The sequence below is a fragment of the Fusobacterium ulcerans genome (assembly GCF_003019675.1).
In the GTDB taxonomy this organism is placed as follows: domain Bacteria; phylum Fusobacteriota; class Fusobacteriia; order Fusobacteriales; family Fusobacteriaceae; genus Fusobacterium_A; species Fusobacterium_A ulcerans.
On record NZ_CP028105.1, the window covers coordinates 1,259,834 to 1,279,098 of the forward strand.

General features: G+C 30.9%; 21 protein-coding genes. 12 read left to right on the forward strand and 9 right to left on the reverse strand.

Going from position 1 to position 19,265, the window contains the following annotated elements:
* Positions 1-22: 22 nt before the first annotated feature.
* Together C4N20_RS05750 and C4N20_RS05755 are read right to left on the reverse strand one after the other, a co-directional pair.
* Entirely contained in the window at positions 23-721 is a 699-nt protein-coding gene (locus C4N20_RS05750; RefSeq protein WP_005979831.1) for an SAM-dependent methyltransferase, read from the reverse strand.
* Between the two features lie 16 nt (positions 722-737).
* Complete coding sequence (locus C4N20_RS05755; protein ID WP_005979833.1) at positions 738-1,520, reverse strand: Cof-type HAD-IIB family hydrolase; 783 nt, start codon at positions 1,518-1,520, stop codon at positions 738-740.
* Between the two features lie 143 nt (positions 1,521-1,663).
* Here C4N20_RS05755 and C4N20_RS16490 point away from each other — a divergent pair, with 143 nt between their 5' ends.
* A complete protein-coding gene (locus C4N20_RS16490; protein WP_005979835.1) occupies positions 1,664-1,813 on the forward strand; it encodes a hypothetical protein in 150 nt (49 codons plus the stop codon).
* 55 nt (positions 1,814-1,868) lie between these two features.
* On the opposite strand, the gene C4N20_RS05760 is transcribed toward C4N20_RS16490, so the two are convergent.
* A complete protein-coding gene (locus C4N20_RS05760; RefSeq protein ID WP_005979837.1) occupies positions 1,869-2,771 on the reverse strand; it encodes a PHP domain-containing protein in 903 nt (300 codons plus the stop codon).
* A 217-nt stretch (positions 2,772-2,988) separates the two neighbouring features.
* A complete protein-coding gene (locus C4N20_RS05765) occupies positions 2,989-3,501 on the reverse strand; it encodes a flavin reductase family protein (RefSeq protein ID WP_005979839.1) in 513 nt (170 codons plus the stop codon).
* Between the two features lie 108 nt (positions 3,502-3,609).
* Between C4N20_RS05765 and C4N20_RS05770 the strand changes: the two genes are divergently transcribed.
* The 10 genes from C4N20_RS05770 (at position 3,610) to C4N20_RS05815 (ending at position 13,704) form a co-directional block, all read left to right on the forward strand.
* Positions 3,610-4,077: a macro domain-containing protein gene (locus C4N20_RS05770; RefSeq protein ID WP_005979841.1), complete on the forward strand. Its 468-nt coding sequence runs from the start codon at positions 3,610-3,612 to the stop codon at positions 4,075-4,077.
* Positions 4,078-4,092: 15 nt separating this feature from the next.
* Entirely contained in the window at positions 4,093-5,859 is a 1,767-nt protein-coding gene (locus C4N20_RS05775; RefSeq protein WP_005979842.1) for a sigma-54 interaction domain-containing protein, read from the forward strand.
* A 12-nt stretch (positions 5,860-5,871) separates the two neighbouring features.
* On the forward strand, positions 5,872-6,984 hold the full coding sequence (locus C4N20_RS05780) for an anaerobic sulfatase maturase (protein ID WP_005979844.1): 1,113 nt from the start codon (positions 5,872-5,874) through the stop codon (positions 6,982-6,984).
* A 131-nt stretch (positions 6,985-7,115) separates the two neighbouring features.
* The gene (locus C4N20_RS05785; RefSeq protein ID WP_005979846.1) at positions 7,116-7,778 is read left to right on the forward strand and encodes a hypothetical protein; all 663 of its coding nucleotides are present in this window, start codon (positions 7,116-7,118) and stop codon (positions 7,776-7,778) included.
* Positions 7,779-8,032: 254 nt separating this feature from the next.
* Positions 8,033-9,586 carry an ABC-F family ATP-binding cassette domain-containing protein gene (locus tag C4N20_RS05790; RefSeq protein ID WP_005979848.1) on the forward strand — a complete coding sequence of 518 codons (1,554 nt, stop codon included), beginning with the start codon at positions 8,033-8,035 and terminating at the stop codon, positions 9,584-9,586.
* A gap of 259 nt (positions 9,587-9,845) precedes the next feature.
* Positions 9,846-11,135, forward strand: a complete 1,290-nt coding sequence (locus tag C4N20_RS05795) for an L-cysteine desulfidase family protein (RefSeq protein ID WP_005979850.1) — start codon at positions 9,846-9,848, stop codon at positions 11,133-11,135.
* A 136-nt stretch (positions 11,136-11,271) separates the two neighbouring features.
* Positions 11,272-11,817 carry a DUF2271 domain-containing protein gene (locus tag C4N20_RS05800; RefSeq protein WP_005979852.1) on the forward strand — a complete coding sequence of 182 codons (546 nt, stop codon included), beginning with the start codon at positions 11,272-11,274 and terminating at the stop codon, positions 11,815-11,817.
* Positions 11,818-11,829: 12 nt separating this feature from the next.
* On the forward strand, positions 11,830-12,492 hold the full coding sequence (locus C4N20_RS05805) for a hypothetical protein (RefSeq protein ID WP_005979854.1): 663 nt from the start codon (positions 11,830-11,832) through the stop codon (positions 12,490-12,492).
* Positions 12,493-12,595: 103 nt separating this feature from the next.
* Positions 12,596-13,216 (forward strand): suppressor of fused domain protein, encoded by a 621-nt coding sequence (locus tag C4N20_RS05810; RefSeq protein WP_005979856.1) that lies wholly within the window; start codon positions 12,596-12,598, stop codon positions 13,214-13,216.
* A gap of 41 nt (positions 13,217-13,257) precedes the next feature.
* Positions 13,258-13,704, forward strand: a complete 447-nt coding sequence (locus tag C4N20_RS05815; RefSeq protein WP_005979858.1) for a GNAT family N-acetyltransferase — start codon at positions 13,258-13,260, stop codon at positions 13,702-13,704.
* Between the two features lie 23 nt (positions 13,705-13,727).
* Here the strand turns inward: C4N20_RS05815 and C4N20_RS05820 are convergent, their stop codons facing one another.
* From C4N20_RS05820 to C4N20_RS05840, 5 genes are all read right to left on the reverse strand, one after another.
* On the reverse strand, positions 13,728-14,624 hold the full coding sequence (locus C4N20_RS05820) for a dihydrodipicolinate synthase family protein (RefSeq protein WP_005979860.1): 897 nt from the start codon (positions 14,622-14,624) through the stop codon (positions 13,728-13,730).
* Between the two features lie 37 nt (positions 14,625-14,661).
* A complete protein-coding gene (locus C4N20_RS05825) occupies positions 14,662-15,555 on the reverse strand; it encodes a fumarylacetoacetate hydrolase family protein (RefSeq protein ID WP_005979862.1) in 894 nt (297 codons plus the stop codon).
* 92 nt (positions 15,556-15,647) lie between these two features.
* Positions 15,648-16,808, reverse strand: coding sequence for a UxaA family hydrolase (locus tag C4N20_RS05830; RefSeq protein WP_005979864.1), 1,161 nt, complete (start codon positions 16,806-16,808; stop codon positions 15,648-15,650).
* 19 nt (positions 16,809-16,827) lie between these two features.
* Entirely contained in the window at positions 16,828-17,106 is a 279-nt protein-coding gene (locus C4N20_RS05835; RefSeq protein WP_005979865.1) for a UxaA family hydrolase, read from the reverse strand.
* Between the two features lie 44 nt (positions 17,107-17,150).
* A complete protein-coding gene (locus C4N20_RS05840; protein ID WP_005979868.1) occupies positions 17,151-18,134 on the reverse strand; it encodes a 2-keto-3-deoxygluconate permease in 984 nt (327 codons plus the stop codon).
* Positions 18,135-18,458: 324 nt separating this feature from the next.
* Between C4N20_RS05840 and C4N20_RS05845 the strand changes: the two genes are divergently transcribed.
* The gene (locus C4N20_RS05845; protein WP_005979870.1) at positions 18,459-19,247 is read left to right on the forward strand and encodes an IclR family transcriptional regulator; all 789 of its coding nucleotides are present in this window, start codon (positions 18,459-18,461) and stop codon (positions 19,245-19,247) included.
* Positions 19,248-19,265: the final 18 nt, after the last annotated feature.

Consider the following 19,265-nt stretch of genomic DNA (forward strand, 5'->3'; position numbering starts at 1 on the left):
CAGCTTCTATTTTAATTACATTCTATTTTTTTCTTATAATCATCCCAATAGTATCGAAGTATTTTCCACCTTCTGCCTTCATCATACCAATATCATGGTGAGCATATTCATTATCACATTCCAGCCATTCTTTCCAAGCCTCATCATGACATTTCAATGATTCACATTTTTCAATAGTAATTCCTTCATTTTTAGAAAAAAGTTCATACCACCAATATTTAGTATAAAAATTCATATTATCCTGCCAGAAAGGGCGAAGTTCCTTAGGTATCTCCCCATTTTCAAACTCTTCTTTCAATCCAGGTATAGCCATTATAAACACCCCATTTTCCTTCAATAAAGGAAGTATATGTTCTCCAAAAAATTCCTCTGTATTTCCAAAATAATGGTAAGAATCTATTGTTACTATTACATCAAAAAATCCATGAGCAAAAGGAAGTTGATGAGCTTCAGCTTTCAAAGGAATTATCTCTTCTTCCAAATCTACTTTTTTAAATCTCTCATAATTTTCTGTAGGATCAATCCATAAATCAGCAGCAAATACGCTTGAATCATATTTTTCAGCTAAAAATATAGATGTTATCCCTTTTCCACATCCTAAATCTAGTATTCTTGATCCTGTTTCAATTTTTATTCCATTTGTAATTTCTTCGATTATTCTGAAGCTGTTAGGCCCCATCATATTCTCCATCAAAAACTTTTTGCTATATTTTATATTCATTATTTTCTCCTGTTATTTATCTTTCAAAAAATTTCTCCACAAAGACTCCTACTCCATTTTCATCATTGGTAACAGTTCTTTTGTATTCAGTTTTTTTCAATTCTTCTGCTGCATTAGCCATAATTACAGGACAGCCAGCAGTATCCAACATAGAAAGGTCATTTTCATTATCTCCAAATGCCATTGTCTGCCCTACATCTATTCCTATATCCTCTGCTACCAGTTTCAGAGCTGTTCCCTTCCCGCATTGAATATTCACTATATCCATAACCCCATCTCCTGACCCAAAAATATTCAGTTCTTTTTCATATTTGGCAGTTACATATTTTCTAAGTTTTTTAAATCTTTCTGCATCTCCTACAAATACCATTTTTTCAAATTCTCTTCCCAATGGTTTTCCATCAGTTATATGAAAAAATTCAAGTTCTTTGTTTGTTCCATATTCTTTTACATACTCAGGATCTATTTTTGTAAAATGAACTTCTTTTCCAGCTGTAGCACTATAATTTAACCCCATTTCTACAGCTCTTTCAAGAATGTCAAGGCAGATACCTCTATCCATTGATTTAGAATAAATCAATTCTCTATTTTTATATATTTTTGCTCCATTAAAGCAGATATGATATTTAACATTTAAACATCCTGTCAAATCAACTATACTATATAAATCTCTTCCTGAAGCTATAACTAATTCTATTCCTTCATTACTTTTTCTATTTAATATATCTCTATTGAAATCTGACACTCTCTTATCTTTAGTCAGGAGAGTTCCATCCAGATCCATTGCTATTAGTTTCATCTATTCTCCTTTACTTCTTTTTTTAAATAAACGATACCTTTTTTATTGTACTTTGTCAATAGAGTTATTTACAAATACAGAAATTGGAGATATAATCAAATTAGGAAATGTGTGTAGAAATTAAATTTTTGAGGAGTGATTTTATGGAATGTAATGTAAAATGTGGAAATACTCATGTAGCCGAGTGTACTTGTCCTAAAGATTGTCCTAATCATGGAAAATGTTGTGATTGTGTAATGCATCATAAAAATGATATAGGAAATCTTCCTTTCTGCCTTAGACCAAAAGAATAATATCTATACAAAAAAGAAGCTGAATATCTAACTTACAATCAGCTTCTCTTTTTTATTATCTCAATTTTTTTATAAAATCTTCTGCTAATTTTTCTCTTATCCCTTCATATTTCTCAGGAATTGGATATCCTTTCAATCTTATATGAGGTTTATTTTTTCCATGAAAATCACTTCCAAAAGTCATAAGAAGATTATTCTTTTCTGCTTTATTATAGAAATATTCTATCTGTTCTGGAGAATGATATGTACTGAATACCTCAAGCCCATCTATTCCTTCTTCTATTATATCATCTACTATTTCCAGACAATTCTTAAAATTATTTCCTGGATGAGCTAATACAGCCAACCCTCCACTTTCTTTTATCAACTTTACTATATCAACCATAGGTCTGAACTCAACAGGTACATAAGCTATTTTCCCTTGTGAGAAAAAATCCCAATAGAAATGTACAAAAGGCATATCACTCTTTGCTCCGTTATCAAAATATTCCTTTAACAATGGATTATTTTTATTTTTCTCCTCTTCCAGTACCACTTCTCCTATTATTTCTCCAGTAACTATATTCCCAGCAGCTATTTTAAATATTTTCTCTTCATTTACTATAAGATCTGTATTTTCTTTAAGCTTCTCTATTTTTATTTTAGCTATTGCCATTTCTTTTTCAAATATCTCATTTTCTATTTCAAGAAATTCTTTTCTTTTATGATCTATTCCATAGCCAATCATATGAAGATTTATACCTTTATATACACAATCTATCTCCACTCCGCTTATCACTTTTATTCCTGCTTTTTTTCCATACTCTGTCATTTCATCTACTCCTTTTACTGAGTTATGATCTGTAAGAGCCATTATTTCCATTTCCTCTTTTTTCCCTATAGCAATTATCTCTTCTGGCGAAAATTCTCCATCATCACTATATAGAGAATGCATATGTAAATCTATATTTTTACTCATACCCTACCCCCTTATTTCTAATTATCTCTATTTTATCAGAAAAAGAAAAAGTATTCTTCTCTTTTCTATAATTTATATTAATTTTCTTTACCCTTATTTTTTAAAGCATCAAAAATATCCATTAATTAATAATTTTGATAAATAAAAATTAATATTGTCCAAAATGTTTTTGAAAATAAAAGAGAGTGATTTTTTCTGTCACTCTCCTGAATATTTTTTATTCTTTTACAAATACTTTTTCTATTTCTCCCACATACATTATGTGATAATCTTTATCAGGATAACATTCTTTATCAGAGTCTTTATCTATAAAAAATTGCTCTTCTAAAGGCTGGGCATAAAGCTTTCTGCATATAATAACTGTTTCTGCCTCCTTAAATACTGGAATTCCATCTTCATGTTCCACAGTAAGTCCTGCTTTTTCTATCTTATTTTCATCTCTTCCAGAAGCTGTTCCCAAATATCCCAACTGTTTTCTATAACTTTCATTAAAGAAAGTAAGTGAAAATCTTTCAGCTTCATCTACAAATCCTTTAGTAAAACGTTGAGGACGAATAAAAATAAAAGCTACATTCTTTCTCCAGAGAACTCCAAGTCCTCCCCATGAAGCAGTCATAGTATTTACCTCTCCACTGCTTTTTTCAGCAGTTATAAGCATCCATTTCTTTCCTATCATCTCAAAAGTGTTTTCATTTATTTCTTCAGCCTTGATCTCTTTAAAATTTTTCATATGATACCTCCTGCTCTTTATTTTTTGCATTTTCCTCATATTTGAATTATAATATAGATACTGAATAAAGTACAGAATTTTCAATAATATCCATCATAAGGAGAGGTTATGAATAAAATACATTATTTAAAAGGAGATGCTGTATATCCCCAAGCAAGAGGGAATATCATCATCACTCATATATGTAATGATATAGGAGTATGGGGAAGAGGATTTGTAATTGCTCTTTCTGCTAGATGGATGGCTCCTGAAATTGAATTTCTCATATGGCGTAAAGAAGGAAATGACTTTTCCCTTGGTAATGTCCAATTTGTAAAAGTTACTCCTACTATAACTGTTGCTAATATGATAGCTCAACACGATATTATCTCAAAAAATGGAGTGCCCCCTATCAGATATGAAGCACTTGAAGAATGTTTAGAAAAAACAGCTCAAAAAGCTGTAGAACTTGAAGCTTCTATACATATGCCTAGAATAGGGTGTGGATTTGCAGGAGGAAGTTGGAAAACTATTGAAGATATTATTCTTAAAACTATTATCTCAAAAAATATTGAAGTTTATGTATACGACCTATAGGAGAAAGGGGGAGTTATGGAAATATCCCTGTTAGATATAAAAGAACATGTAAAAAAGTATGCAAGTGCTATATCAAGTCTGATAAATGTTGATGTTGGTATAGTTGACAAAAATATGGTCAGAGTCACTGGAACTGGACTGTATAAAAATATTGAGGGAGTATATGCCTTAGGAAGTGTATATAAAAACTCTCTGGAAACTGGAAAAACTAATATAATTGAAAATCCAAGACAGCATGATCTATGCACTGAATGTTTGGATAAAAATAAATGCAGAGAAAAACTTGAAATAGCTACTCCTATTTATTGTCGTGATGAAATAGTAGGAGTTATTGGTCTTGTCTGTTTCAGTGATGAGCAGAAAAAAAAGATTCTTTCTGATATTGATTCTTATCTGAGTTTTACAAAACAGATAGCAGAATTTATAGGAATAAAATTTTATGAATATCAGGAAAACCTTATGCAGAAAGACAGAGAATCTACTCTTAACACAATCATAGACAATATCAGTAAGGGTGTTATTATCAGTGACTGTAACGATGTTATCATTAACATAAATAATATTGCTTCAGCTAAATTGAAGCTAAAATCAGGTGTTTTAGGAAAAACTATGAAACTTGTGAGCCAGAATGACTATCTTATGAACGAAGAAGTATTTAATATGGTGATAGAAAATGAAGAATATAATGTAGCAGGAAAAATAATTCCACTGAAATCTTTCAATAAAACAAGAAGTAATGCTTTTGTTTTTGAAGATGTAAAAAAAATCAGCAGAAATATTCTTGAAATGACAAGCAGTGACAATATGATTACTCTGGAAAATATTTATGGAACTTCTGCTGCTACACAATCTCTCAAAGAAAATATTCAAAAAATAGCTAATACAAATTCTACTGTTTTGATTACAGGAGAAAGTGGAACTGGGAAAGAACTTGTAGCTCGTTCTCTTCATTCTCATGGCAACAGAAGAAACAAGCCTTTTGTTGTAATAAACTGTTCTGCTATTCCTGACACTCTCCTGGAAAGTGAACTTTTCGGATATGTGAAAGGAGCTTTTACTGGTGCCAGCCAAAACGGACGTATGGGAAAATTTGAACTTGCCAATACAGGGGTTATATTCCTAGATGAAATAGGAGATATGCCTCTTTATCTTCAAGCTAAAATATTGAGAGTAATTCAAGAGAAGAAAATAGAACGTATAGGTTCTAATAAGAGTATTGATTTAGATATAAAAATAATTGCTGCTACCAATGTGGATCTTGAAAAAAAGATAATGGAACAGAAATTCAGAGGCGATTTGTATTACAGACTGAATGTTATTCCTATTAAGCTTCTTCCATTGAGAGAAAGAAAAGAAGATATCATTCCTATTATTAACAGTTTAATAGACAAATATAACAGACTTTCTGATAAATATGTTCACTCTATAGATGAAGATGTAAAAAAAGCTCTTATCAACTATGAATGGCCTGGAAATGTAAGAGAACTGGAAAATGTCATGGAACTTATGATAAGTATGAGTGGAAGTAATGGAATAATATCTTCAGACCTTCTTCCTGATAACATACTTCATCATTTTGATACTGCCCCTTCTTCAGTAGAAGAATTGATACTTAATGATAAATCTGAATTGGAAGATTTTGAAAAAATAGAAAAAGTCTATATAGAAAAATCTCTTGAAAAATATGGAGATGACACTGAAAGTAAAAAATACATAGCTGATAAAATGAGCATTGGACTTACTACTCTATATAGAAAAATGAAAAAATATAATATAAAGTAATTGGAGGAATCTATGAAAAACCTAAATCTTCTAATAAAGCCTGCTTCCAGCAGCTGCAATCTTAGATGCAGATACTGTTTTTACCATGATGTAGCAGATAACAGGAAGATACCAAATTATGGAATAATGAATGACACTACCCTTGAAAATATGGTGAAAAACGCTTTTCAAACTGCTGAAAATTCTGTTAATTTTGCCTTTCAAGGAGGAGAACCAACTTGTGCAGGTGTAGATTTTTTTAAAAGATTTCATGAATTTGTAGAAAAACATAATACTAAAAATATAACTGTAAATTTTTCTCTTCAGACAAATGGTACATTAATAAATAAAGAATGGATATCACTGTTTAAAAAATATAATTATCTTGTTGGTTTATCAATAGATGGAAACAGAGAAATTCATGATAAATTCAGACTAGATGCTGAAGGAAATGGTACTTTCAGAAAGGTATTGAAAACTGCCAAAGATTTTTCAAAAGCTGGAGTTGAATTTAATGTGCTTTGTGTAATAAATAAGGTTGCTGCTGAAAATGGCAGACTTATCTATAATTTTTTTAAAAATAATGGATTCCGATATTTTCAGTTTATTCCATGTCTAGATAGTTTTGAAGGAGGAGAAGAGGATTTCTCTCTAACTGCTGACGACTATGGAAAATTTCTTGATGAAACTTTTGATGAATGGTACAAAGATATTATCTCTGGTAAAAAAGTAAGTATAAGATATTTTGACAACCTTATAAGAATGGTTCTTGGACAGGAGCCAGAAGCTTGTGATATGGTAGGTCACTGTAATTTAAATGGCATCATAGAAGCAGATGGAAGTATATATCCTTGTGATTTTTACGTTTTAGATAAATATAAACTGGGAAACGTAAATGATACTTCCATCGAAGAGCTATTCAAAAGTGATGTAGAAAAAAGCTTTTTACAAAGTTCTATCAATACAAATTCTAAATGTAAAATGTGCAAGTATCTAAAATTATGCAGAAGTGGATGCAGAAGGCATAAGGAAATGAATTCAGAAGGTGTATGGGAAAATAGATTCTGTTCAAGCTATATGAGTTTCTTTGACAAGAATCTGCCTAAAATGATTAAAATAGCAGAATTTCTTTTAAAAAATCAATAAAAAATATTTGAGAAGTCTTTCAGTAGTTATTCTCTTCAAATAATTAATATTTATTTTATATCTCTCTATTTATAATTTTAACATTTTGTGTTATAATCTTCTATATCATTGAAATTTAAGGGGAGATTTTTATGAAAAAAATTATGTCATTTTTCTTTTTATTATTTATTTTTGGATGTTCTAATAATATAAAGATAGAAGAACAACCTAAACCAAAAATAAATTATTATTCAAATATAAAAAATAAAAACATAGAATTTTTAGGTTTAAAAAATAATTCTCGTTTTATAAACCAATATGGATATTCCTATTTTACAGAAGATATTGCTTTCGTCCTTGAAAAGCAAGGCCTCGCATTAGATAGAGCTGGTTTTATAGTTGACAATATCACTCTTGATAATTTAAACACTTATAAAACAGATAATCGTTATCTTTTATTTGGTGAAGTAAAAGACTATGATACTTTATTCATTGATAACAAAGAAGATGTTGGAACTTCATCTAAAGTAATTGTTGGTCTTTTAACCTATGGTATAGGAGCTGGATTACTTGAAGCTTATGATAATACAAATAGAAAAACTTTTGTCAATTGTAAAATAGATATAAATTTCTATCTTTATGACAAAAAAGAAAATAAAATAATTAAAAAAATTCCTATTTCTATTGAAGATAAAGATATAATCGAAGGCTCTTGGTCTAATACATCTGTACAAGACCAAGATAAGATATATACTTTATATTTTATTAAAATTTTTAATCAAATTGGAGATAAACTATTTTTAGAATTAAATTAATTTTTTAAAAAATTTTATAATAAAAGCTACCAATAGGTAGTTTTTTTTTCTCTTCTATTTTTTTAAATTTATTTTGAGCTTTTTAATTATTAGTATTATATTTTTTGAGTGAAAAAATTTTTTAATACCAATTTCTTTTCTAAAATTATAATAAATTTATATCATTTTCCTATGTCAAACATATTTTTTCTGATATACTAATAATATTGAAATAAAAAATAAAAAATTTATATATAAAGGAGAATTTAATTTTTATGAGTATCTTAGATGTAAGCAATGTCAGCCATGGATTTGGATCAAGAAAAATCCTTGAAGATGCATCTTTCCGTCTTCTTAAAGGAGAGCATATTGGATTGGTAGGAGCCAATGGAGAGGGAAAAACTACCTTTTTAAATATAATAACTGGAAAACTTCTCCCTGATGAAGGAAAAATAACATGGTGCAACCATATTACTACTGGATATCTTGATCAATACAGTACCCTTGAAAAAGGAAAAACTATTCGTGATATTCTTCGTTCAGCCTTTGCCCATATGTATGATCTGGAAAAGGAAATGATAGCTGCTTATGATAAGATGACTGACTGTACACCTGAAGAAATGGAAGTCCTTATCGAAGATGCAGGAGAAATACAAAGTATTCTGGAAAGTGGTGATTTCTACTCACTGGACTCTAAAATAGAAGAATATGCAAGTGGTCTTGGACTGGTTGATATAGGTCTTGATCGTGATGTTTCTGAATTATCAGGAGGACAGAGAGCAAAGATACTTCTTGCTAAAGTTCTTCTGGAAAATCCCATGATACTGATACTGGATGAGCCTACAAACTTCCTTGATGAAAACCATATTATATGGCTGAAAAATTTCCTTCAGAATTATGAAAATGCTTTTATTCTTGTTTCTCATGACATTCCATTCCTTAATGATGTTGTAAATGTCATTTATCATGTAGAAAATGCCATACTTACTCGTTATTCTGGAGATTATTATCAATTCAGAGAAATGTATGAATTGAAAAAAAGACAGATAGAGCAGGCATTTAAAAAACAACAAAAAGAAATAGCTCATCTGAAAGATTTCATTGCCCGTAATAAGGCAAGGGTAGCTACTACAAATATGGCAAAAGACCGTCAGAAAAAATTGGATAAAATGGACATAATTGAAATAGCTAAAGAAAAAATCAAGCCTTCATTTGAATTTACATCAGCTCGTACTCCAAGCCGTGAAGTTATTACTGCTGTAAATCTTGTAATAGGTTATGATGAACCTTTAACAAAACCTTTAAACTTTACATTAGAGCGTAACCAGAAGATAGCCATAAAAGGGGTTAATGGATTAGGAAAATCTACTCTGTTAAAAACACTTCTTGGTATTATAAAACCAGTATCTGGAGAAGTTGAACATGGACAATTCCTTGAAATAGGATATTTTGAACAAGAAGAAAAATCTACTAATGTCACTGCTTTAGATGAAATTTGGAATGAATATCCAAGCATGACAAATAGAGAGGTAAGAGCAGCTCTTGCTAAGTGTGGATTGACTACTGATCATATCACAAGTCAGATGCAGGTACTTTCTGGAGGAGAAAATGCCAAAGTACGTATATGCAAGCTTATGCTTAGAGATATAAACCTATTGGTAATGGATGAGCCTACTAATCATTTGGATATAGATGCTAAAGAGGAACTAAAAAAAGCTATAAGAGAATTTAAAGGAACTGTCCTTCTAGTTAGTCATGAACCTGATTTCTACATGGATGTAGTTACTGATGTATGGAATGTTGAAGATTGGACGACTAAGATAGTATAATTATAAATTTTCATTTTGAAAAAAATACAAATAAATTATTTTCATTTTGAAAATTTTTTCATTTTGAAAAAAATATAAATCTCTCATATTGTAGTTATACTACTGATTGAGAGATTTTTTTATTGGCATAATTCTTGCTTATTATTACAGTGAGAAAAGTCTGTCTAAAGTAATCAGATAGATAAATTAAAATGTAAATTTAAAATTGGGAAATATAACTTTAAACAAATTTAAAATTATCATGGGAGGAAAAAATATTATGGAAAAAACAATTGAAAAAATAATGAGTATCTTGGCTGAGGAAATAGTACCTGCTGAAGGATGTACTGAACCAATAGCAATAGCCTATGCTGCAAGTAAACTTACAAGTGTATTAGGAAACGTACCTGAAAAAATAGATGCTTACCTTTCTGGAAATATAATCAAAAACGTTAAAAGCGTGAAAATACCTAATTCAAATGGAATGGTAGGAATAGAAGCTTCTGTAGCTATGGGAGCTATCTTAGGAGAATGTGAAAGAGAACTTATGGTAATCTCTCATGTTGATACTAGCCGTCTTCCTGAAGTTCAAAAATTTCTTGATGATAACAGAATAAATGTTTTCCTTAATGACAGTGATGTGAAACTTTATATCAGATTAGAAGGAACTTGTGGAAATGATACAGCTTCTGTTGAAATTCAAAATTACCATACTAATATCACTAAAATTACAAAAAATGGAGAAGAGGTTAAAGGATGTCTTTGTGATGACTGTACATCAGCAGACGTTATGACTGACAGAACATTTCTTACTGTAGAACTTATCCATGATTTAGCTAAAAATATAGATTTATCTCTTATAGAACCTGTTTTCAAACAAGTTATTGATTATAATACTGCAATAGCAAAAGAAGGTCTTTCTAACTACTATGGTCTTTCTATTGGAAAACTAATGAAAGAAGGTATGGAAGAAGGAGTTTATGGAAATGATGTAAGAAATAATATGGCAAGCTTTGCAAGTGCTGGAAGTGACGCAAGAATGAATGGATGCTCTCTTCCTGTAATGACTACAAGTGGAAGTGGAAACCAAGGAATGACTTGTTCTCTTCCTGTAATCAAATTCTGTGAAATGAAAAATATTCCATATGAGCAATTAATCAGAGGGCTTTTCTTCTCTCATATGACAACTATACATATCAAAAGCAATATAGGAAGATTATCAGCTTATTGTGGAGCTGTATGTGCAAGTGGAGGAGTAGCAGGAGCTATATCTTTCCTTTCTGGATTCTCTCCAGCCCAAATAGATTCAGCTATTGAAACAACTCTTGCAACTCTTTCTGGAGTAGTATGTGATGGAGCAAAGAGTTCATGTGCTACAAAAATAGCAAGTGGAGTAGCTGCTGCATTTGATGGTTACTATGCTGCAAGTAAAAATAGAAAATTTGAATTTGGTGAAGGAATAGTTGGAAGAAATATTGAATCTACTATTAAAAATGTAGGAACTCTTGGACAGGTTGGAATGAAAATAACTGACGATGTTATCCTTGATATCATGATAAAAAATAAATAGATAAAAGTTAAAAATTAAATGCCTCATATTTTTGAGGCATTTTTTATTTGTTTTATAAAAATAAATTGTAAAATACTTTTATCCAGTATATACTTTAATAGATGATTATTAATGTTAATAGACAAAGGAGAAGAACATGAAAACAAAGCTATTTTTTTTACTACTTTTTTTATCTGCTTTTACAAATATTTTAGCCGAAAATCTTCAAACAAAAAAAGTTCATATCTCCTTTAAGTATGAAAAGCAGTTTAAACTATCTTCAAATCAATTTGCTGTATGGATAGAAAATGAAAATAATGAACTAATAAAAAATATATTTGTTACAAGATTTACAGCCACCAATGGTTATTCAACGAGAAAAGAAGCTCTTCCCATCTGGGTAAAACATTCAAATATTAAAAATTATTCAAAAGAAAGAGTAGATGCTATATCTGGAGCTACTCCAAAAAGCAGTCATCTTTCATATATTTGGGATTGTACTGATCAAAATGGAAACCCTGTTCCAGCAGGCACATATATTTTTTTTATTGAAGGAAGCACTCACTGGAAAGATGGAATTCTTTTTGAAGGAACTATAACTTTAGGTGATCATCCCTATATTGTAGGTCCGTTTATAAAAGATTTTACCAGAGAAGCTCTGAATAGTAAAATGATAACAGATGTAAATGCTGAAATAAAATAAGGAGATAATCTTATGGAAGTAGATCATATTTATATATGCACTGATTATAAAGCTCCCGTTGGAGACTTGTTGAAAGAATTTGGACTTATTGAAGGAACATCAAATATTCATCCTGGCCAGGGAACTGCTAATAGAAGATTTTTCTTTCATAACTTCATGCTTGAACTGTTGTGGATAGAAAACTTAAAAGAAGTAAAAAGTGATTTAACTAAACCTATGAGACTTTTTGAAAGATGCAGTAAAAAAGATAAAAACATCTCTCCTTTCGGGATAGGATTTAGGTCAACAACTGAAAAAAATGAGAAAGCTCTTTTTCCTGTTTGGGATTATTATCCTATTTATCTTCCTGATTTTTTAAAAATACAAGTAGCTGATAGTACTCCTCTTAATGAGCCTATGTTTTTCTATCTCTCTTTTGCAGGAAGACAGGACAAGTATCCATTAGAAAAATTGGAGAATATGAAACATAAACTACCTCTAAAAGAGGTTACTGAAGTAAAAATGCATATAAATAAAAAAGAAAATTTTTCTGAAGCTGCTGAAATAATAAATAAAACGAATAGCCTTATATTAATAAAAGATAATGAAAACTATCTTGAACTTACTTTTGATAATCATATCTTAAAAAAAGAAAAAGATTTCAGACCTAATATTCCATTGATAATAAGGTGGTAATAAATACTTTGCCCAAATTCAGTATACATGATATACTTTAATAGAATAACTAAAAAACATTTAAAATAACTATTTAATATATACTTTTTACAGGAGGGAAAAAATGAAAACAGAATATATAGAGACTGCTGGATGGGATGCTATTACAAGAGCTTTTGAAAAACTATATCCTGAACAGACTGATCCTATTCACTATGCCCCTATAATATCTTGGCGTTTAGGTGGAGAAGATCCTTTAGATGGCATTAGTGTCTATGATGGAGGAGACTACTATCATTTTGTCACTTATGGTCTTTCTGAACTGTATGATAAGGAATCTGAAGATTTTGACTACAGTGGATATGGATTTGAACTTACATTAAAATTAAAAAAATCTTCTTTAAAAAACGATGAAGAAGAATTAAATTGTATATGTGGAATTTTACAAACACTTGGAAGAATAACTTTTGAAAATGGAGATATATTCCAACCTTTCGAATACATCTACACTGGTCAAAAAACTGGTATGGATTCTAAATCAGTATCTAATATTACAGGTTTTGTAACTGTTCCTGATGAAGCTGGAGAAATAAATACTCCAAATGGACTATTACAATTTGTACAACTTGTAGGTATGACTGATGCAGAATTAAAAGCTGTTGCAGATAAAAAAAATACTGTTGAAGAAATGGTGGAAAAACTTGGTCACACTTTGACTGATTTTAAAAGAAAAAGTTTAGTGTAATATGTATATAGTCAATAATAATTTTTTCTCAGGTGATATATATGATCCAATTAAAGAAAATAACAGGAAATAAAAAAATCTATCTTGATTTATTACTCTTAGCCGACCCAGAAGAGAAAGCTATTGATAAATACATCAATAATAGTGAAGTTTTTTCTCTTATTGAAAATGAAAAAGTTTTAGGACAGTGTGCTGTCACTGAAATAGACAAACATAAATGTGAAATAAAGAATATAGCTATTAATGAAGATATTCACAAGAAAGGCTATGGAAGAAAATTCATCAATCTCATATGTGATTACTATAAAGATAAATATACTTCTATATTAGTAGGAACTGCTGATGCTGGAGTAGAATTCTATGAAAAGTGCGGATTTAAAATTTCTCACAGAATAAAGAATTTCTTTATAGATAATTATGATGAAGAAATTTTTGATAATGGAATTCAATGTGTAGATATGATTTATTTAGAGAAGAAGATAAAATAAGGGTGGCATAGCCACCCTTATTTTTATAGAAGTCCTGCGTCCTTCATAACTGCTTTTATTTGTTCAGTTTGTTCTTCAGTTGCTGGTAAGAAAGGTTTTGTACAATACTCTTTCATTTCTACTCCATGAAGTATCATAGCTTTTTTCATAATAGGGATAAATGGAGTTCCTATTGGATAAAGATCCATTAATTTATCTACTATTTTTTGAATTCTAGCAACTTCATCCATATTTTTTGCATTTATTGCTTTTACCCAGTCAGCAAAAAGTTCTGGACATAAGTTTGAAAGTCCTCCAATACATCCACTTCCTCCACATAAAATATTATGAACAAAGTTTTCGTCAAATCCTGATAATACTATAAAATCAGGAAATTCTTTCAATACTGTAGTCATAAGTTTTCTAGTATGTCCCATTTCACTTACAGTATCTTTAAACCCGACTATATTTTTATGTTTTCTAAGAAGATTTAATGTAACTTCTGGAGTTAAATCATGTCCTGTTCTGTCAGGGAAGTTATATAAATAGATATCTCCTTTTACAGCTTCTGCTACTTTATCATAGAAAAATTCTACACTTTCATTAGAAAGAGCAAAGTAATATGGACTGATTATCATTACAGCATCTGCTCCAGTTTCTATTGCAAAATTTGAAAGTTCAACTGTATCTTCTACTGTCATGCAGCTAGTTCCAATATATACTTTTGTTCTTTTATTTACATGTTCTACTACTAATTTAATAAGTTCTTTCTTTTGCTCAGTAGTCATAGAGAAAAATTCTCCAGTACTTCCCATAATTACAAGTCCATCTACTCCACCTTTAATAAGGTGATCCCATACATTTTTATTACCTTGAATATCCAGATTTCCATTTTCATCAAATGCAGTTACTACTGGAGTCAAAAAATTTGCTTTTTTCATAATTATTCTCCTTTTATATATTTTAAATAGTTGCTCTTTATTCTATAATGTTGACAAGTTTTCCTATTTCTGGAATTTCACAAGTCACTGTATCTCCCTTTTTCATAAATCCTTGAGGTTTCATTCCCATTCCTACCCCAGAAGGTGTTCCAGTTATTATTATATCTCCAGGTTCAAGAGTTATTCCCGCTGATATTTCAGATATTATCTGAGGAATATCCGCTAAAAATAATTTTGTGTTTGAAGACTGTCTCAATTCATCATTAACATAACTTTTCACATCTACCTCTAACGGAAATGGAAGTGCTGTTTTATATAGTATACATGGTCCCATAGATGAATAAGTATCCAGACTTTTTCCTCTGTACCACTGAAGATGTGACTGCTGTAATATTCTAGCAGATACATCATTGAATACTGAATACCCAAAAATATACTCCTCAACATCTTCTTTTGCTATATCTGATCCTTTTTTACCTATAATAACTGCCAGCTCTACCTCGTAGTCTAAATGTGTATCCAGGTCCATTCTACTTTTTACTGCATCCCCTGATCCTATTATTTCACAAGCTCTTTTGGAAAAATATACTGTTTTTGCAGGTTCAGTGAAATCTTCTTTAAAACTTTCTTTAGTTTCTTCCAGATGATCTTTATAATTTACCCCTACACAGATGATATCATGGATAGGCCTTTTAATTGGTGAGCATATTTTGACTTTTGAAACATCATGTTGAACATAGCCAGAAATCTTTCCCCCAAAAGTTTTCTGAAGCTGTTCAAGTTCCTCTTCAGTGATATTTTCTATAAGATCAATCATTGAAGAAAACTTTCTGCCATTTAACACAGAAGATATCTCAATGATTTTTGATTCATCATTATTGAAAATACCCAATTTCTCATTGTTTTCACTTTTAAATCTTATAAATTTCATTTTTCACCTTCTGAGTTTTAGGCTTATATAAAGTTAGTAAGCAGAGAAAGAGCTTTTTCTCCGCTTACTATGATAACCTTTATATCTACATTTTATACATAGTTACATAATCTTGCAATAGCCATTTCTGTATACCCTAAAGTTTCTGCTTTAGTTTGTTTTCCATTAGCTACTTCTATTACTTCTTGTAAGAACTCTTCTCCAAGTTCTTTAAGTGTTTGTGGTCCATAAATAACTGGGCTTGCATCTATATCAATATTATCTGACATATTAGCAAATGTTATTTTATTTCCAGTAATTTTAATTACTGGTGAAATAGGGTTTCCTGTAGGAGTTCCTCTACCTGTAGAGAATACTATAACTTGAGCTCCTCCTGCTACCATTCCTGCTACTGATGAAGGGTCATTTCCTGGAGTATCCATTACTACAAGTCCTTTTTCTTCTACTTGTTTTCCATAATCATATACTGCTGTAACTTCTGTATGTCCACCTTTATGAATACATCCAAGAGATTTTTCTTCAAGAGTTGTAATTCCTCCTGCTATATTTCCTGGTGATGGATTTCCGTCTCTTACTTCCTCTCCAACTAATTGAAGAGCTTTTTCATATCTATGTACAATTTCATATATTCTTTCTTTTATTTCTGGAGTTTTAGCACGAGCTGCAAGGATATGCTCTGCTCCTATAAATTCTGTAGTTTCAGAAAGAATAGAAGTAGATCCAAGTGCTACTAAACGATCACTTAGTTCTCCTATAAGTACGTTTGATGCAAGACCACTTGTAGGGTCTGATCCTCCGCATTCAGTTCCAACTATAAGTTCAGATATTGGGAATTCTTCTCTTTGAAGTTTTGAAGCTTCCTGTGCCATTTTTCTTCCAGCACGAACTGCTCTCTCTATTGTTGTTATAGTTCCACCATTTTCTTGAATAATGAATGTTTCCATTGGTTTGTTTGTTCTTTCTCTTATTGCATCTACAACTAGATCCATTTGACAGTTTTCACATCCAAGAGAAACAACTATTATTCCATATACATTTGGGTTAGCTGCCATTCCAGCCATAACATCCATAGTAAGCTGTTGGTCTCCTGCTACTTGTGAACATCCATTCTGATTATTAAATGTTACTGCTCCTTCTATTTGAGAAGCTATTATTCTAGTAGTATCTGATGCACAAACACTTGCTGGTAAAATAAATATTTTGTTTCTTACTCCAACTCTTCCATCTGGTCTTCTATATCCTAAAAAATTCATATTACATTCCCTCCCTATTCTATAAGTTCTCTCTGTGACTTTCTACATTATGAGTATGTACATGTGCTCCAGCTTTTATATCCTCAGATGCAATTCCTATATGCTCTCCATATTTAACTACTGGTTCACCTTTAGCTATATCTCTAGTTGCAAATTTATGATATATTTGAATATCTCCAAGAGCTGTAAGTGTTAAAACTTTATCTCCAGCTTTATAGCTTATCTCTGTTCCTTTAGCAATTTGTTCAATAGCTACTCCCACACTGTCTTTCACATCAATTATTAAAGCATTGATCATAACATTCCTCCTTAAAGATTTTAGTATTCTGTATTTTAAAAGTTTTATTTTGCTGTTTTCAATTCTGCTTGTGCTGCTTGTAAAGCTTCAGATTGTGGACATCCATATTTTTTAGCCCACCAGTTAGTTATTAATGGAACTAAGATAGCTGTAACTACTACTGATGCTGCTACTTGAGTAGTTGCTTCTCCTACATATGGAGCCCAAGCTGGGTCAATAAGTCCTACTGCTGCTGGTACTGCAACTGCATTTCCTGCTGTTGTTGCAACTGCCCATCCTGCATATCCAGGTCTTCTTCCTATGATTTTATCACAGAAAACTATGAAACATCCTCCTACAAATACTGTTATAAGTCCTAAAATTATTCCTGGAACTCCTCCTTTTACAACGTTGCTTAGGTTGATTCCTGCTCCAAGAGTAAGTCCAACAAAAGGAATCATAATGTTTCCTGCTGGTTCTAGGAAAGTCTGCATCTCTTTATCTATATTTCCAATTATCATCCCAACTATGATAGGGATAACTGTTGCTACAAGTGCCATGAATGGAACATTTGCAAGTCCAGAAGCACCAAGAGCTATAAGTGTAAATAATGGTCCGTCATTAAGAGCCAAAAGAGCCATAGCTGCACAGTCAGTTGTATCTCCATAAGTTTTCATAAGAGCAAGATATACACTTCCATTACTATTAGTAACTGCACTAATAATCGCTAATGTTGTAAGACCGCATACCCCTGCAAGACCAAACATTTTTCCAATAACTATTCCAATAGTTGCTCCAATTATAAATTTAGAAATAAGTAGAATTCCTCCACGTTTTACTACTTTAGGCATGTCTCTCAACTGTAAAGTAGTACCAAGACAGAATAACTGTATCCCCATTGCTGTTGCTGCCCCTGCACTAGAAAATGTTGCTGTTGTAAATGATCCTATTTTCAATGCTGCTGGGAAAAATGTATTCATAAAAGCTCCTATAAGTAAAGGAACAATCATCATACCAGCAGGTACTCTTTTCAAAAATCTCATAATCATAATTCTTTTCCTCCTGACATCTTATTTTCTGCTATATTTGGTGGCCTTCAAATTCAGCTTTTTTATTTTTATTCGTATATGCGAATCAAGTTTTCATATACGAATTATTATAAATCAATAATAGCATTCTTTTATATATAAGTCAATATGTTCTATTAAAAAATTTTTATCATTATTTTCAATCACCATTTTAAGAAGATTTCATAATAAAAAAATTTTTTCTAGGCTTTATTATTCTTTATTCATCTGTATTCTTTGTATGTATATACAAACTGTTGAAAATCTGGTATAATCAAGTTATTAATATTTAGGAGGTGCCTCTTCATGGCAAAAACTGAGCATAGACCTACATCCCGTGTACTCGATATTCTTGAGTTGCTGGCTAATAATCAGGAAGGTCTGAGTTTAACAGAAATTGCTGAGGCTATTGACGCACCTAAAAGCAGCATTCTGCCTTTGATGCATACTATGGCTCAGCGTAAATTTATATTTTTTAATGCACATACTTATAAGTATAGTATAGGTATAGGTTCTTTTTGTGTTGGTTCCGCTTACACAAGTAATATGAATGCTCTTCAGTTTATAAAATCTGAAATGAAATATATTGTAAAAAAGACTAATGAAATCTGCCAAATGGGAATATTTGACAGAGGGCAGGTACTATATGTAGCAAAAGTAGATTCTGATGATCCTATCCGTATCATTTCATATGTAGGAAAAAGGCTTCCCGCTTATTGTACTGCTCTGGGAAAAGCTCTTCTTTGTCAAAAGAATATTGATGATTTAAGAGAACTTTACCCTGATGGACTTAAAGAATATACTCCAAATACAATAACTGATTTTGAAGTGCTTGCTGAACAACTTAAAGTAGTAAGAAAAACTATGGTAGCAACTGAAAATGGCGAAGCAAATGAACAATCTTATTGCTTGAGTGTTCCACTCTTTAAAGGAGATGATATTCTAGCTGCTATAAGTGTTAGCATCCCTTCATTTAGAATGACTGATGAAAAAACTGAACTTATAAAATCACTGCTTTTGGAAACTAAAGTTAAAATAGAAACTTTCTTCCGTGAACATGATATAGATAGTACTCAGCTTACACTTTCTAGCTAGAAACAAATATATTTCAAG